Annotated in this window: 15 protein-coding genes; 5 read left to right on the top strand and 10 right to left on the bottom strand. The window is 63.1% G+C overall.

Annotated elements, in window-relative coordinates; all coding sequences use genetic code 11:
- Positions 1-41: 41 nt before the first annotated feature.
- From murB to KHP07_RS05900, 8 genes are all read right to left on the bottom strand, one after another.
- Positions 42-1061 carry a UDP-N-acetylmuramate dehydrogenase gene (gene murB / locus KHP07_RS05935; RefSeq protein ID WP_214496770.1) on the bottom strand — a complete coding sequence of 340 codons (1020 nt, stop codon included), beginning with the start codon at positions 1059-1061 and terminating at the stop codon, positions 42-44.
- Positions 1058-1522, bottom strand: coding sequence for a low molecular weight protein-tyrosine-phosphatase (locus KHP07_RS05930; RefSeq protein WP_214496769.1), 465 nt, complete (start codon positions 1520-1522; stop codon positions 1058-1060). Before KHP07_RS05930 ends, murB begins: the two co-directional genes overlap by 4 nt.
- On the bottom strand, positions 1522-2286 hold the full coding sequence (gene kdsB / locus KHP07_RS05925; RefSeq protein ID WP_214496768.1) for a 3-deoxy-manno-octulosonate cytidylyltransferase: 765 nt from the start codon (positions 2284-2286) through the stop codon (positions 1522-1524). The genes KHP07_RS05930 and kdsB overlap by 1 nt, the downstream gene beginning before the upstream one ends.
- Positions 2283-2468, bottom strand: a complete 186-nt coding sequence (locus tag KHP07_RS05920) for a Trm112 family protein (RefSeq protein ID WP_003174668.1) — start codon at positions 2466-2468, stop codon at positions 2283-2285. The genes kdsB and KHP07_RS05920 overlap by 4 nt, the downstream gene beginning before the upstream one ends.
- A 24-nt stretch (positions 2469-2492) precedes the next feature.
- Positions 2493-3503 (bottom strand): tetraacyldisaccharide 4'-kinase, encoded by a 1011-nt coding sequence (gene lpxK, locus KHP07_RS05915; protein WP_214496767.1) that lies wholly within the window; start codon positions 3501-3503, stop codon positions 2493-2495.
- On the bottom strand, positions 3503-3931 hold the full coding sequence (gene pocB, locus KHP07_RS05910; RefSeq protein WP_078049001.1) for a flagellar polar localization protein PocB: 429 nt from the start codon (positions 3929-3931) through the stop codon (positions 3503-3505). The genes lpxK and pocB overlap by 1 nt, the downstream gene beginning before the upstream one ends.
- Complete coding sequence (pocA, locus tag KHP07_RS05905; RefSeq protein ID WP_012724911.1) at positions 3928-4563, bottom strand: flagellar polar localization protein PocA; 636 nt, start codon at positions 4561-4563, stop codon at positions 3928-3930. The genes pocB and pocA overlap by 4 nt, the downstream gene beginning before the upstream one ends.
- Before the next feature lie 83 nt (positions 4564-4646).
- Entirely contained in the window at positions 4647-6872 is a 2226-nt protein-coding gene (locus KHP07_RS05900) for a DNA internalization-related competence protein ComEC/Rec2 (RefSeq protein ID WP_214496766.1), read from the bottom strand.
- Between the two features lie 135 nt (positions 6873-7007).
- On the opposite strand from KHP07_RS05900, the gene KHP07_RS05895 reads away from it, so the two are divergent.
- Positions 7008-7523, top strand: a complete 516-nt coding sequence (locus KHP07_RS05895; protein ID WP_012724913.1) for a DUF2062 domain-containing protein — start codon at positions 7008-7010, stop codon at positions 7521-7523.
- Here KHP07_RS05895 and KHP07_RS05890 read toward each other — a convergent pair.
- Entirely contained in the window at positions 7520-8890 is a 1371-nt protein-coding gene (locus KHP07_RS05890; protein ID WP_078049003.1) for a sensor histidine kinase, read from the bottom strand. The two genes, KHP07_RS05895 and KHP07_RS05890, sit on opposite strands and share 4 nt — an antisense overlap.
- The gene (locus KHP07_RS05885; RefSeq protein WP_099491810.1) at positions 8877-9605 is read right to left on the bottom strand and encodes a response regulator transcription factor; all 729 of its coding nucleotides are present in this window, start codon (positions 9603-9605) and stop codon (positions 8877-8879) included. The genes KHP07_RS05890 and KHP07_RS05885 overlap by 14 nt, the downstream gene beginning before the upstream one ends.
- A gap of 205 nt (positions 9606-9810) precedes the next feature.
- Between KHP07_RS05885 and KHP07_RS05880 the strand changes: the two genes are divergently transcribed.
- The 4 genes from KHP07_RS05880 to KHP07_RS05865 all read left to right on the top strand — a co-directional run bounded on the left by KHP07_RS05880 (position 9811) and on the right by KHP07_RS05865 (position 14574).
- Positions 9811-12564, top strand: a complete 2754-nt coding sequence (locus tag KHP07_RS05880) for a response regulator (protein ID WP_214496765.1) — start codon at positions 9811-9813, stop codon at positions 12562-12564.
- 107 nt (positions 12565-12671) lie between these two features.
- Positions 12672-13661 carry a 2-hydroxyacid dehydrogenase gene (locus tag KHP07_RS05875; RefSeq protein ID WP_214496764.1) on the top strand — a complete coding sequence of 330 codons (990 nt, stop codon included), beginning with the start codon at positions 12672-12674 and terminating at the stop codon, positions 13659-13661.
- Positions 13662-13732: 71 nt separating this feature from the next.
- The gene (locus KHP07_RS05870; RefSeq protein WP_100490406.1) at positions 13733-14173 is read left to right on the top strand and encodes a hypothetical protein; all 441 of its coding nucleotides are present in this window, start codon (positions 13733-13735) and stop codon (positions 14171-14173) included.
- Entirely contained in the window at positions 14170-14574 is a 405-nt protein-coding gene (locus KHP07_RS05865) for an META domain-containing protein (protein ID WP_214496763.1), read from the top strand. Before KHP07_RS05870 ends, KHP07_RS05865 begins: the two co-directional genes overlap by 4 nt.
- The last annotated feature ends 5 nt before the right edge of the window (positions 14575-14579 follow it).

Here is a 14579-nt window from a genome sequence, read left to right as displayed (position 1 = left end):
ATACGGGGCATTTTTGTTTCTAACGCTCCGAGAGCAACCGGTCAGTACTGGTTGGGTTCCATTTCCAGATCAACCTTGAAGCGCTGTGCAATGTCTTGCTGGATACGCCGGGCCAGATTGGCAATGTCGTGCCCCGTGGCACCGCCATAGTTGACCAACACCAGCGCCTGCAGCTTGTGCACGCCGGCATCCCCGTCACGGAAGCCCTTCCAGCCGGCCTTGTCGATCAGCCAGCCGGCCGCAAGCTTCATCTGCCCATCGGCTTGCGGGTAGGCCACCAGGTCTGGGTACAGCGCTTGCAATTCAGCCGCCAGTACTTGGGACACCAGTGGGTTCTTGAAGAAGCTCCCAGCATTGCCCAGTTCTGCCGGGTCAGGCAGTTTTTCCCGGCGTATGCTGCAGATGGCACGGCTGACGTCGCTTGGCGTCGCGTCGGTGATCCCCTGCCCCGCCAAGCGCTGTTGCACCGGACCGTAGTCGAGCTTGAGGTGGCTGGCGCGGCTCAGGGCAAAACGCACCCGCAAAATCAGCCAGCGTCCGGTCTCGTGCTTGAACAGGCTGTCGCGGTAGGCGAAGTTGCATTCTTCCAGAGTGAAGTCACGCAGTTTGCCAGTGTGGCGGTCCAGCGCAGTGAGGCCGGCAAATACGTCCTTGATCTCCACCCCGTAGGCGCCGATGTTCTGCATGGGGGCTGCGCCAACGGTGCCGGGGATGAGGCTGAGGTTTTCCAGGCCGCAGAAGCCCTGCTCCAGTGTCCACAGCACGAAGGGGTGCCAGGCTTCGCCCGCCTCAGCTTCGACCACCACCTGCGTGCCGTCATCGTGCAGCACGCGGATACCTCGGGTAGCCATGCGCAGCACCAGCGCCGGGATGTCCTGGGTCAGTAGCAAGTTGCTGCCACCGCCAATCACCAACAACGGCACCGCGTGGGCGGCCGAATAGGCCAAGGCCTCACGGACGTCGTCGTCGCTATGGGCCTCGGCGAACAGCTGGGCACGTACATCAATGCCAAAGCTGTTGAATGGCTTGAGCGATACCTGCGCAAGCACTTGCAAGGTCATAACCGCCCCTTCAATTCGATCACCAATAAATCACAGGCACGCTCGATCAGGTCCAGGACCCGTTCGAAGCCTTGTTCACCTTCGTAATACGGGTCTGGCACTTCGTCCACTTCAGCGTCGTAACGGCGCAGGAACAGGTCCAGCTCCGCCTTGCCCTGGCTTGGCTGCATAGCCTTGAGGTTGCGCAGGTTGCTGTGGTCCATGGCCAGGATCAAGTCATAGCGGGCAAAATCAGCACGGGACACCTGCTGGGCACGCTGGGCCGACAGATCGTAACCGCGCACCAGCGCCGCGCGCTGGCTGCGTTGGTCTGGCGGGTTGCCGATATGCCATTCACCTGTACCGGCGGACGCTACGTCGACCTGCCCCGCCAGCCCGGCTTCGCGCAACTTATTGCGCAGTACGCCTTCGGCGGTAGGCGAGCGGCAGATATTGCCCAGGCAGACAAACAGGACCTCCATCAGGCCCCCAGCAGGCGACGGACGCGCTCAAGGTCTTCCAGGGTATCGACACCCGCCGGCGGCGCTTCCAGCGCATCGCCCACGTGGATGCGCACGCCATGCCACAGCGCCCGCAGTTGCTCCAATGATTCGGTATTTTCCAGCCAGCACGGGCCCCAGCTGACGAAGTCGTGCAGGAAGCCTGCGCGGTAGGCGTAGATGCCGATATGGCGACGGTAAGGCACGCCTTCTGGCAACACGTCAGGTTGCTTGGCAAAGGCGTCGCGGGCCCATGGCAAGGTCGAGCGGCTAAATGTCAGTGCCAGGCCGTTGATGTCACTGACCACCTTCACCACGTTCGGGTTGAACAGGGCCTCGATGTCTTCGATCGGCTCGGCCAGGGTGGCCATGCGCGCTTCGCCATGGGCGGCCAGGTTGGCGGCGACTTGGTCGATCACGCTCGGCGGGATCAGCGGCTCGTCACCTTGCACGTTGACCACGATGGCGTCGGGCGCCAAGCCCAGCTGGGTGGCGACTTCGGCCAATCGGTCGGTACCGGAATTGTGGTCTTCGCGCGTCAGCACGGCCTCAGCGCCGAAGCCTTTGCAGGCTTCGATGATGCGCGGGTCATCGGTGGCCACCACCACGCGCTCGGCGCTGCTTTTGCAGGCCTGTTCCCACACCCGCTGGATCATTGGCTTGTCGCCGATCAGCTGCAGCGGCTTGCCCGGCAGGCGGGTCGATGCATAGCGGGAGGGGATGACTACGGTAAAGGCTGTGGTCATTTATCCAGGCGCTCATCAGTGGTCAGGGTGCGGGCTTCGCTTTCGAGCATCACCGGGATGCCATCACGGATCGGGTAGGCCAGGCCTGCGCCTTTGCTGATCAGCTCGGTCTTGTCGGCGCTGAGCTTGAGCGGGCCTTTGCAGATCGGGCAAGCGAGGATATCGAGCAGTTTGGTGTCCATGAGTGTTTCCTGGAAAAAAGCGGTTTAAGGCAAGAGACGGGCAGGCAGCAGGCGCATCAACTGCGTGTCGAACCAGGCGACGAACGCCGGCGACGGCAGCGCATCCACCGTAAGGTACCACCAGTCAGGCTGGGCAAAAGCGCGGCACTTGACCGCGTCCTTCTCGGTCATGACCAGCGGCAATGACGGCGTAAAATTCAAGACCTCGGCGCTGTAGGGCGCGTGGTCGGCAAATGCATGGGGTATCGGCTGCCAGTGTAGCGTTTCAAGGGTATTGAAGAAACGTTGCGGGTTACCGATGCCGGCAACCGCATGCACCTGCTGGCCCGGCGCAAAGTGGTTCACCGGCTGGCGCTCGCCAGTCTGCAGATTGACCAGTGCGGTGGGCTGCAAACGAAAGGCAAAGCCGTCCTCGCGGTCGCTGGCGGCGCCGTTATATAACAGCGCATCGACACTTTGCAGGCGCTCCACCGGTTCACGCAACGGCCCCGCAGGCAGGCAACGGCGGTTGCCCAGGCCACGGGCCGCGTCGATCAGCACCAGTTCGAGGTCACGGGCCAGACGGTAATGTTGCAGACCGTCGTCGGAGAGAATCAGGTCCAGGGTGTCACTGGCCAGCAACGCCTTGACTGCACGGCTGCGATCGGGGTCGATCATCAGCGGTACACCGCAGCGCTGCACGATCAATAAAGGCTCGTCACCTGCGACGTCGGCGCTCTGGCTGGCTTCGACCCGCCACGGCAACTGCGGGGGCTCGGCGCCATAGCCACGACTGACCACCCCCACGCGCAGGCCGCTGCGCCGGCAGTGTTCGATCAGCCAGAGAATCAACGGCGTCTTGCCGGTGCCGCCGACGGTGATATTCCCGACGACTACCACCGGCACCGGTGATTGGTAAATGCCGCCCTCACCTGCCAGGAAGCGTGCGCGCTTGCGCTGTACCACCCGGCGATACAGGGACTCCAACGGCCGCAACAGCGTGAGTGCCGGATGGCCCTCGTACCAGGCCTTGAGCAAACGATCGGACATGGCCATCAGGGTTGGCTCGCCGCCTCGACGGTGGTCATGCGCAGATGGCTGAAGCCGAGCTTACCGGCGGCATCCATCGCGGTAATCACAGCCTGGTGTTGGGTCTTGCCATCGGCACTGATGGAGAGCGGCAGCTTGGTGTCGCCGCCGGACTCTTTCTGCAAGGCATCCATCAGGCTGGCGAGGTCGTTTTTCTCGAGCAACTGATTATTCACCGAAAACACCCCTTCGGCGCTGATGGCGATGTCCAGTTGCTTGACTTCCTGGTCTTCGGCCGGCGAACCGCTCACGGCTTCCGGCAGGTCGACGCGCAGCTCGGTTTGCCGGGTGAAGGTGGTGGTGACGACAAAAAACAGCAGCAGGATAAACACCACGTCGATCAGCGACGCGAGGTTGATATCGACATTTTCCCGTTGCTTGCGGCGAAATTTCACGCTTTGCCCCCAACCAGGTCGACGTCACGGTCGCCTTGCACCACTTCCACCAGCTTGATGGCTTCCTGCTCCATACCGACCACCAGCTCATCAATGCGACGTTGCAGGAAACGGTGAAAGAACACCGAAGGAATACCCACCATCAAGCCCGCCGCCGTGGTGATCAGCGCCTTGGAAATACCCCCGGCCAGCACGGCCGCGTTGGTGGTCATGCCAGAGCCCATGAACGAGCTGAAAATATCGATCATGCCCAGCACGGTACCCAGCAAGCCAAGCAATGGCGCCATGGCGGCGATGGTGCCGAGGGCATTGATGTAGCGCTCCAGTTCATGGATGACGCGGGCGGCAGCCTCTTCAATGCACTCTTTCATGATCTCGCGACCATGCTTGGAGTTGGCCAGGCCCGCAGCAAGGATTTCACCCAACGGGGAGTTGGCGCGCAGTTCCTTGAGTTTGTCCTTGTCCAACTGCTTGTTCTTGATCCAGCTCCAGACCTGCCCCAGCAGATGCTCGGGGGTAACGCGACTGGCACGCAGGGTCCACAGGCGTTCGGCGACGATGCCGAGTGCGGCGATAGAACTCATGATGATCGGCAACATCATCCAGCCGCCGGATTTGACCAATTCCCACACAGTGAATGTCCCCTCGAAAAAGTGCGCCACTTTACCATATAGGTTCGCAGGCCACAGACCCCATCGACCGCAGCCATCCGCGCCTAAGGTAGCCGCTCGCGCCAGAACCTGCGTTGACTGCGCGCAACAACCGGTGGCGCGAAAGCGCCCAATTGCAGGCGCACCGCCCCCTGCTCGGCGCTGTCATACACCTGGCTACCCAGCCGCTGGTAACGCGCCATCACCTGAGGATGGGGATGGCCGAACGCATTGCTACGCCCCCGCGAAATAAGCACGGAACGCAGCGCGAGGCGCTCCAGGAACGCCCAGGACGAAGAGCTGCGACTGCCATGGTGCGGCGCTTGCAACCAATCGGTCGGCACCGCCAGGGGTGAGGCGAGCATGGCCTGTTCGGCGGCGCGGTCGATGTCGCCGGTCAGCAACAGACGCTCGCCATTGGCCTGCACCCGCAACACACAGGACTTCGGGTTGCCGGTAATAGCATCAGGCCACTGCCAGAGTTCGAAGGTCACACCGTCCCAGGTCCAGCGCTCGCCACTGATACACGGCTGAGTGCCGAGAAAGGCCGGCAGCCCGTCGGTTTCTCCACCCACCACGCGCTTGATCGGCAGGCCCTTGGCAATCGCCGCCGCACCGCCGGCATGATCTGCGTCGGCATGGCTGAGCAGCATCAGGTCCAACGCCCCTACCCCCAGTTTTCGCAGCGATGGCAGCACCACCCGCGCGCCGAGGTCAAAGGTTCCGGAGCGCGGGCCAGCGTCATACAGCAAGGTATGGTGCCGGGTGCGCAAGATCAGCGACTGCCCCTGCCCGACGTCCAACTGCACCACGTCGACCTGCCCATGGGGCACCCATTCACGTGGTGGAAACACCGCCAGCAACAGCATCGGCCAGCCCAGCACACGAAACGGCACGCCCTTGGGCAGCAGGAGCAGCACGGCGCCGAGCAGACTCACCAGCCAATAGCCCAACGGCACATCGGCCGGAATCCACGCCGGCACCTGCCCGGCCAACCAGCCCAAGCCCTTGAATAACCCATCCAGTGCACCGCCCGCCAGCCACAGCAAGCCTTCACCCACAAACGGCAGCGGCAGCAACGCCGTCCCGAGCAACGCCAGCGGCAGTACCACCAGGCTGATCCACGGCACCGCCGCCAGGTTGGCGAACGGTGCACTCAGGCTGATGGGCAGCCCCAACACCAGCAGCACCGGGAACAACCCAATAGCAATCAGCCATTGCGGCCGGGTCCACGCCTGCCACGCGCGCCAGGGGCCCAGCCGCCCACCGAACGCCAGGATTAACACCGCCACCGCCGCAAACGACAGCCAGAAACCGGGTTGCAGGCTCGCCAACGGCTCCAGGACCAGCACCCCATTGAGTGCCAGCAGCAAAGGCCACCACAGTCCGAGATGCCGGAATCGCAACCGCCACAACAACACCAACCCCACCATCACGCAGGCGCGCTGCACCGGCACGCCAAAGCCTGCCAGCAAGCCATACCCCAGCGCGGCGCCGAACGCCAGGCCACACGCCCAAGGCAACCAAGGCCAGCTGCGGGGCCAGCAGCCGTAGCGCGCCAACCCGGCGATCAAGGCGTAGATCAAGCCCGCCAGCAAACCGATGTGTTGGCCGGAGATGACCAGCAGGTGCACAGTGCCCGTGTCCTGCAAGACCTGCCAATCGGCGGCGGCCAATCCAGAGCCATCACCCAGTACCAGCGCAATCAGGCCCGCCTCCCGGCCCTGGGCATCCACCGCCATCAGGCGCTGGCGCACACTGTCGCGCCAGGCATTGCGTGCGGGTGCCAAGCGCTCGCCGTCCTTTACCGTGCCGGTGGCACCGATACGCTGGGCCAGCAGCCAGGCCTCCTGATCAAAGCCGTGGAAATTCAATAGCCCGGCTGGTCGCTTGAGGGTGACCGCCAGGCGCCAGCGCTCGCCACTGCGCACCGACGGCCCGCCACGCCAGGAGACGCGAATGCGTGTGGGCAAGCGGGCATTACGCGACCGACTGTCGGTCAGCACGAAACGCACGCCCTCGCTCGTCTGTTGCGGCAACCCGGTCACCCACCCTTCCACCCAGCGTGTCTGGCCGTCCAATGCTGGCCGTAGGCGATCTTCCAGTGCCCACTGTGCGCTGATGCAGGCCCAGCTCAGCCCCACCAAGAAAAACGCCAAGGGGTAAGTGCGAAACGGCAACAGCATCAATGCCAGCACCAGCAAGGCGATCAGCCAGCCGGTAGCGGGCAACGCGGGTAAAAAACGCAGCGCCAGCAGCCCCAGCGCAAACGCGAACATCCCTGTCCTCATGGATCATCCTTTTCAAGTGATCCACTCAGTCTTAGCCGAGCGCCGAGCACGGCCTATGATGTTTTGTCACAAAGTCTGAATTTTCTGTTTATAGAATGCGGGCATACTTGCCCCTCGAATTGATCTGGACCCCTTATGCCCCGGCGCCTATTCAAACGGTACATGCCCGACCCCAGCAGTATCCGGGAACACAAGTCATTACAGTTTCTCGGCACGTTGCTGCATGACCCGAACCTCTGGCACCTCAACCGGCACTCGGTCGCACGCGCGATGGCCGTGGGTTTGTTCGCGGCTTTTATTCCGATTCCCTTGCAGATGCTGCTGGCGGCGGTGCTGGCGATCACAGTGCGCGGCAATATGCCGATCGCGGTCAGTCTGGTGTGGCTGACCAACCCGATTACCATGCCGGTGGTGTTTATCTGCACTTACATGACCGGCGCCTGGCTGATGAATGTGCCGCCCCGCAGCCTGCCCGACGATTTGACCTGGGAATGGATCAGCGGCCAATTGAGCACATTGTGGCAGCCGTTCCTGCTGGGTTCAGTGGTGCTGGGGCTGGTGCTGGGCGCCCTCGCCTATTGCCTGACCATGGGTTATTGGCGCTGGTGGGTGGCCCACCAATGGAAAAAACGCAAACAGCGTCGCGCTTAGCAGGCCCGCAAGCGCACATGCACCCGCAGCCCTTGCCCGGTATTTTCCGCCCACAGGCTACCGTCCTGGCGCTGCACGGCATTGCGCGCGATGCTCAAGCCCAGGCCGAAGCCACCATCGCCGGGGCGTGAACCGTCCAGGCGGGTAAAAGGCGCAAAGATCCGTTCCAGGTCGCCTTCATCTATTCCGCCGCCCTGGTCCTCCAGCCACAGGTGCCAGAAATCCCCCTCACGACGCCCATCCAGGCTGACCATGCCGCCCACCGGCGAATGGCGGATGGCATTGCGCAAAATGTTTTCCAGCGCCTGGGCCAACGCATTCAGATTGCCGCGCACCCAACACTCCGCGCCCAACAGGCATGGTAGGCGCGACGGCGGCCAGTCGCTCTCGAAACAGGCGTTTTCGCGCAGCATGTCCCACAGCGCCTGAACCTGGATATCTTCCCGGGGCAGCGGCGCCCGCTCAGTGTCCAGCCAGGCCAGTTGCAGGCTGTCTTCCACCAGGCGCTGCATGGCGTCGATCTCACGGCTGAGCCGCTCGCGCAGTTGCGCCAGGTCTTGCTCGCTGTCACAGGCCACCCGTAAGCGGCTCAAGGGCGTGCGCAGTTCATGGGACATGTCCCGCAGCAACTGCTGCTGCAATACCACGGTGCCCTGTAGACGCTCGGACATGTGATCGAATGCGCGGCCCAGCTCGCCCAGTTCATCCTGGCGGCTGGTGGCATCGTCGGACAGCCGTGTATTCAACTGATCGGCACGCCAGGCATTGGCCTGCTCGCGCAGTTGATTGAGGGGCATGATCAGCAATCGATACAACCCCACGCAGAGCAACAGGGTAAACAGGCCAGGGATCACGCCATTGGTCACCACCCGCCAGAACAGTTGGTAACGCCCCGGCATGAAGCGCTGCGGCAACTCAATCACCAGCGAACCCGCGTTGGGGTCGACGGGAAACGGGATTTTCAGCCACGGCAGGCCTTTGACATGCCGACTCACCGGCCAGTCCAGGCCCCGCAGAAAGGTCAGGCGCTGGCTTTCCCTATCGGTCAGCGGGTAGCTGCTCAGCGACTGCAGGTCATTGCCGATCACGCCTATCCAGGTGCTTTCACGCTTGCCCATCGCCTGCAACCAGGCGTCCACGCCAGCATGGCCGCCGCGATTCCACGCTTGCTCAGCACCGACCGCATACCCACTCAAGGTGATCCGCGCCTCGTCGGACAAATAGGCGTTCTTCTGCTCCATGTACCGGCCCCATGACCAACTGAGCCAGATCATCAGCAAACAGAAGGCGATCAGCAGGCAGGCCAGTTTCCAGAACAACGAGTGCTTGCCCGGCAGCCGTTTCAAGGGGCGTTCAAAGGCTGTCATCGAGACCGCTCAGCACATAGCCCTTGCCCCACACCGTGCGCACTTCGCGCTCGGTGTAGCCGATGGCCTTGAGCTTGCGGCGGATCTGGCTGATATGCATGTCGAGGCTGCGGTCGTGGGGGGCATAACCGCGTTGCAGCACGTGCTGGTAAAGGAAGGCCTTGCTGAGGACTTCCTCGCTGTTGCGGTGCAGGGTTTCGAGCAGGCGGTATTCGCTGCGGGTCAAGCCGGCCCAGTGTTCCAGGTAGAAGACATCGCACAGTTCATCGTCAAAGCGCAGGGTGCGGGCGTCGTCGCGCACCGCTGCCAGGGTCGGCAGCGGGCGGCGGTCGAGGGCCACCCGACGCAGGATCGCCTCAATGCGCACACGCAACTCGACCATGCTGAACGGCTTGGGCAGGTAGTCATCGGCGCCCAGGCGAAAACCACTGACGCGATCGGCTTCGGCGCCCAGCGCGGACATCAGGATAACCGGGATCGAATGGCTCTGGCGCAAATGGGTGAGGATCGACAGGCCGTCCATCCCCGGCAGCAAAATATCCATCAACACCACATCGAACACCTGGTCGCGCGCCATCTGCAGGCCTTGCTGGCCGTTCTGGCACCAAGTGACATGGAAACCACAGCGGCCCAGGTGCTCATGGACATAGGCGCCCAGCACGGGGTCATCTTCGATGGTCAGGATACTGGGTAGGCCGATTGCTGCGGGATTCATTAGTATCTGCAAGTCATTCTCAATCGCTGATTATTCAAGATTACCCCGCCCCAGGCAATCGCCACCGGGCGCCAAATGGCTTGATGATTGCCGTATGTCATTAATTTGCAAGATTACTCCCCGCGCAAATGGCTACACTGCGCAGGTGGCCGGGCCGGATGCCCGCGCAATTCCGTAGATATCAATGTGGTAGCAGGAGAGTGGCGTGCTGACAAGAATGGGGATAAAAGGCCGCGTACTGTTGCTGACCTTATTACCGACCAGCCTGATGGCCTCGCTGTTGGGGGGCTATTTCACCTGGATGCAGCTCTCGGAACTGCAGTCGCAATTGCTGCAACGCGGCGAAATGATCGCCGAACAACTGGCACCCCTGGTGGCGCCTGCCTTGAGTGCGCGCAATACCGACCTGCTGGAGCGCATTGCCACCCAGTCGCTGGAACAGCCGGACGTGCGCGCCGTGTCCTTCCTCAGCCCGGACCGCGCGCCCCTCGCCCATGCCGGCCCGACCATGCTCAACCAGCCGCCCATCGGCAACAGCTCTCACCTGCTGCAGCGTACCGGCAATGACGCCACCCGCTACTTGCTGCCGGTGTTTGGACGCCATCGCAACCTCGCCGGCGACCTGATCCCGGACGAAGCCGATCGCCTGCTGGGTTGGGTCGAGGTGGAACTGTCCCACAACGGCATGTTGCTGCGGGGCTACCGCAGCCTGTTCGCCAGCCTGCTGCTGATTGCCATCGGCCTGATCTGCACCGCGGCCCTGGCCCTGCGCATCAGCCGTACGATCAATTCGCCGATCGGCCAGATCAAGCAAGCTGTGGCCCAGCTCAAGGACGGCAACCTGGAAACCCGCTTGCCACTGCTGGGCAGCCAGGAACTGGATCAGCTCGCCTCGGGCATCAACCGCATGGCCGAAACCCTGCAGAACGCCCAGGAAGAATTGCAGCACAGCATCGACCAGGCCACGGAAGACGTGCGCCAGAACCTGGAAACCATCGAGATCCAGAACATCGAGCTGGACCTGGCGCGCAAGGAAGCCCTGGAGGCCAGCCGCATCAAGTCGGAGTTCCTGGCCAACATGAGCCACGAGATCCGCACGCCGCTCAACGGTATCCTGGGCTTCACCCACCTGCTCCAAAAGAGCGAGCTGACCCCACGCCAGCTCGACTACTTAGGCACCATCGAGAAGTCCGCCGACAACCTACTGGGCATCATCAACGAGATCCTCGACTTCTCGAAAATCGAGGCCGGCAAACTGGTCCTCGACAGTATCCCGTTCAACCTGCGCGACTTGCTGCAAGACACGTTGACCATCCTCGCCCCCGCCGCCCATGCCAAACAGCTCGAACTGGTGAGCCTGGTGTACCGCGACACGCCGCTGGCGCTGGTGGGTGATCCGTTGCGCCTCAAGCAGATCCTTACCAACCTGATCAGCAACGCGATCAAGTTCACCCGCGAAGGCACCATCGTGGCCCGCGCGATGATCGAGGACGAGCAGGAAGACAGCGTGCAATTGCGCATCAGCGTGCAGGACACCGGCATCGGCCTGTCCAGCCAGGACGTGCGCGCGCTGTTCCAGGCCTTCAGCCAGGCCGACAACTCACTGTCGCGCCAACCTGGCGGTACCGGGTTGGGGCTGGTGATTTCCAAGCGCCTGATCGAGCAGATGGGCGGTGAAATCGGCGTCGACAGCACACCAGGCGAAGGCTCGGAGTTCTGGATCAGCCTGAACCTGCCCAAGACCCGCGACGATGTCGAAGACCTGCCGTCCGCGCCGCTGCTGGGCCATCGCGTGGCGGTGCTGGAAAACCACGAACTGGCACGCCAGGCCCTGCAACATCAACTGGAAGACTGTGGCCTGGAAGTCACGCCATTCAATAGCCTGGAAAGCCTGACCAACGGCATCACCAGCGCCCATCAGACTGAGCAGGCCATTGACCTTGCGGTGCTCGGCGTGACCGCCAATGACATCCCGCCCGAGCGCCTCAACCAACACCTGTGGGACCTCGAACACCTGGGCTGCAAGGTGCTGGTGCTGTGCCCCACCACCGAGCAGATGCTGTTCAACCAATCCGTGCCCAACCCCAACAGCCAGTTGCAGGCCAAGCCGGCGTGCACGCGCAAACTGCGCCGTGCGCTGTCCGACCTGATCAGCCCGCGCCCGGCGCGCAGCGACCCGGGCGAGCCGTTGTCCAGCCGTGCGCCACGCGTGCTGTGCGTGGACGATAACCCGGCGAACCTGTTGCTGGTCCAGACCCTGCTGGAAGACATGGGCGCACGGGTGCGCGCGGTGGAAAGCGGATATGCGGCCATCGACGCGGTGAAACAGGACACCTTCGACCTGGTATTGATGGACGTGCAGATGCCTGGCATGGACGGCCGCCAAAGCACCGAGGCAATCCGCCAATGGGAAAGCGAACGCAGCGGCACGCCCCTGCCGGTGGTCGCCCTGACCGCCCACGCCATGGCCAATGAAAAACGCGCGTTGCTGCAAAGCGGCATGGATGACTACCTGACCAAACCCATCAGCGAGCGGCAACTGGCCCAGGTGGTGCTGAAATGGACCGGCCTGGCCCTGCGCAATCAAGGTCCGGAACGTGCCACCGACGGCCTCGGCCCCGGCGTGCAATTTCCGGTGCTCGATCACGAAGAAGGGCTGCGCCTGGCCGCCGGCAAGGCTGACCTGGCGGCGGATATGCTGGCGATGCTACTGGCATCGCTTGAGGCCGATCGCCTGGCAATTACCCTCGCCCGTGACGCCAATGACAACAATGCGCTGATCGAACGTGTTCACCGCCTGCACGGCGCAACCCGTTACTGCGGCGTGCCACAACTGCGGGCGGCCTGCCACCGCGCCGAAACCCTGCTCAAGCAGGACGACGCCAAGGCCCAGCACGCGCTGGACGAACTGGACATGGCCATTGCCCGGCTTGCCAGTGAAGCGCGAGTAAACGCCTGACTGTGCACAGGAACAGGCTTTTCTGGTGAACGACCTGGCTTCGCGTTGGGCAGGCCCGCTCACCACAAAAGCCTGATTCTTCATTTGTAATTGCAGGGAGCATTTCCATGCGTGTCATTCTTTTCAGTAGCCAGACCTACGACCGCGACAGCTTTCTCGGCGAGCCGTTGCCGCCAGGTCTGGAGCTGCAGTTCCAGCCCGCGCGGCTCAACCTCGACACCGTGGCCCTGGCCGAACATCACGAGGTGGTCTGCGCCTTTATCAACGACGACCTCAGCGCCCCGGTGCTGGAACAGTTGGCCAAGGGCGGCACGCGGCTGATTGCCTTGCGCTCGGCGGGCTACAACCATGTGGACCTGCTTGCCGCCAAGCGCCTGGGCCTGACGATCGTGCGCGTGCCGGCCTATTCGCCCCATGCGGTGGCCGAACACGCTGTCGCACTGATCCTCGCCCTTAACCGTCGCCTGCACCGCGCCTATAACCGTACCCGCGATGGCGATTTCAGCCTGCATGGCCTCACCGGTTTCGACTTGGTGGGCAAGACGGTCGGCGTGGTCGGCACCGGCCAGATCGGCGCTACCTTCGCCAAAATCATGGCCGGCTTCGGTTGCCAGTTGCTCGCCTACGACCCCCTCCCCAACCCGCAGGTCCAGGCCCTGGGCGCGCGCTATGTGAGCCTGCCTGAACTGCTCGCAAAGGCGCAGATCATCAGCCTGCACTGCCCGCTCACCGCCGACAGCAAACACTTGATCAACGCCCGCTCCCTGGCGCAGATGCAGCCTGGCGCGATGCTGATCAACACCGGTCGCGGGGGGCTGGTCGACACCCCGGCGCTGATCGAAGCGCTCAAGGACGGCCAGCTCGGCTACCTCGGACTGGATGTGTATGAGGAAGAAGCTCAGCTGTTCTTCGAAGACCGCTCCGACCTGCCGCTGCAAGACGACGTGCTCGCGCGCCTGCTGACGTTACCCAATGTGATCATCACCGCCCACCAGGCGTTTCTGACCCGCGAAGCCCTGGCGGCCATCGCCGGCACCACCTTGGCCAACATCGCGGCCTGGGCCGACGGCCAGGCGCAGAACCTTGTCGAAGGATGATCAGTGGTCACATACCAGGCTCATGATGAGCCAGCACCCGTGATAGGATGCCGCGCCTATTTGGAGGATCCATGGCCGAACACGATTTCCGCTTTAGTTTGCTGAGCCCGCAACACACCCTGATCGAATGCCGCGCCCTGGTGCCGGGCCGTTACCAGGTCACTGGCAACGGTGGTTCGATCAAGCACGGCGACGTTTTGATCGTCTCCCTGCGCGGCAGTAAAACCCTGTCGATGCGCCTCACCGTCGAAGGTGATGCGCGCTACTCCATCCGCCCGGCGGGCCAGTGGGTCGCCATGGCCCAGGGGCCGAAATTCGGCGAGTTGGAGATTCATACCTGGAAAGTCAACTGCGACAGCTGCGATGCGGTGTTGGAGTTCGAGTTTGCGGTGGAAACCAAGCTGAGCAAAGAGCCGCTGCAACCGGCCGCCAATGCGCGGATCGCCGAGTTGGGCTGGGCCAGCGAGGGCGACAAGCACCGCTGCCCTAAATGCCAGAAGGCCGCGCAATGAGAGGCCTGCTTCTGCTCGCCTCCGTCGGGGCGGCCTTGACGGGCTGCGCGGGGGACTCGGCCAAGCTCAAGCAGGATCACAGCTACGTGGTGGAATGGATCGGTGAACGGCCGCTGATGGATTACGCGCACCTGACCGTCACCCTCGGCGCCGATGGCCGCGCCTACGGCAATGGCGGTTGCAACCATTGGTTCGCACCGTACACCGTCGAGGGCGACAAGCTCAGCTTCGGCAAGATCGGCAGCACCCGCAAACTCTGCGCCGAGGCCTTGATGGAGCAGGAACACCGCTTCTTCCAGGCCCTGCAAGGGGTGCAGCGCTGGGACATCTCGCCGATCGAACAGACGCGCTTCTGGCCGGCCGATGGCCTGCCGATTCGCCTGTGGCTGGAAGAAGGCTAACCCTA

It is taken from the genome of Pseudomonas sp. VS40 (assembly GCF_018587885.1).
Taxonomy (GTDB): Bacteria; Pseudomonadota; Gammaproteobacteria; order Pseudomonadales; family Pseudomonadaceae; genus Aquipseudomonas; species Aquipseudomonas pergaminensis.
This window is presented reverse-complemented; position numbering and strand designations above follow the sequence as displayed.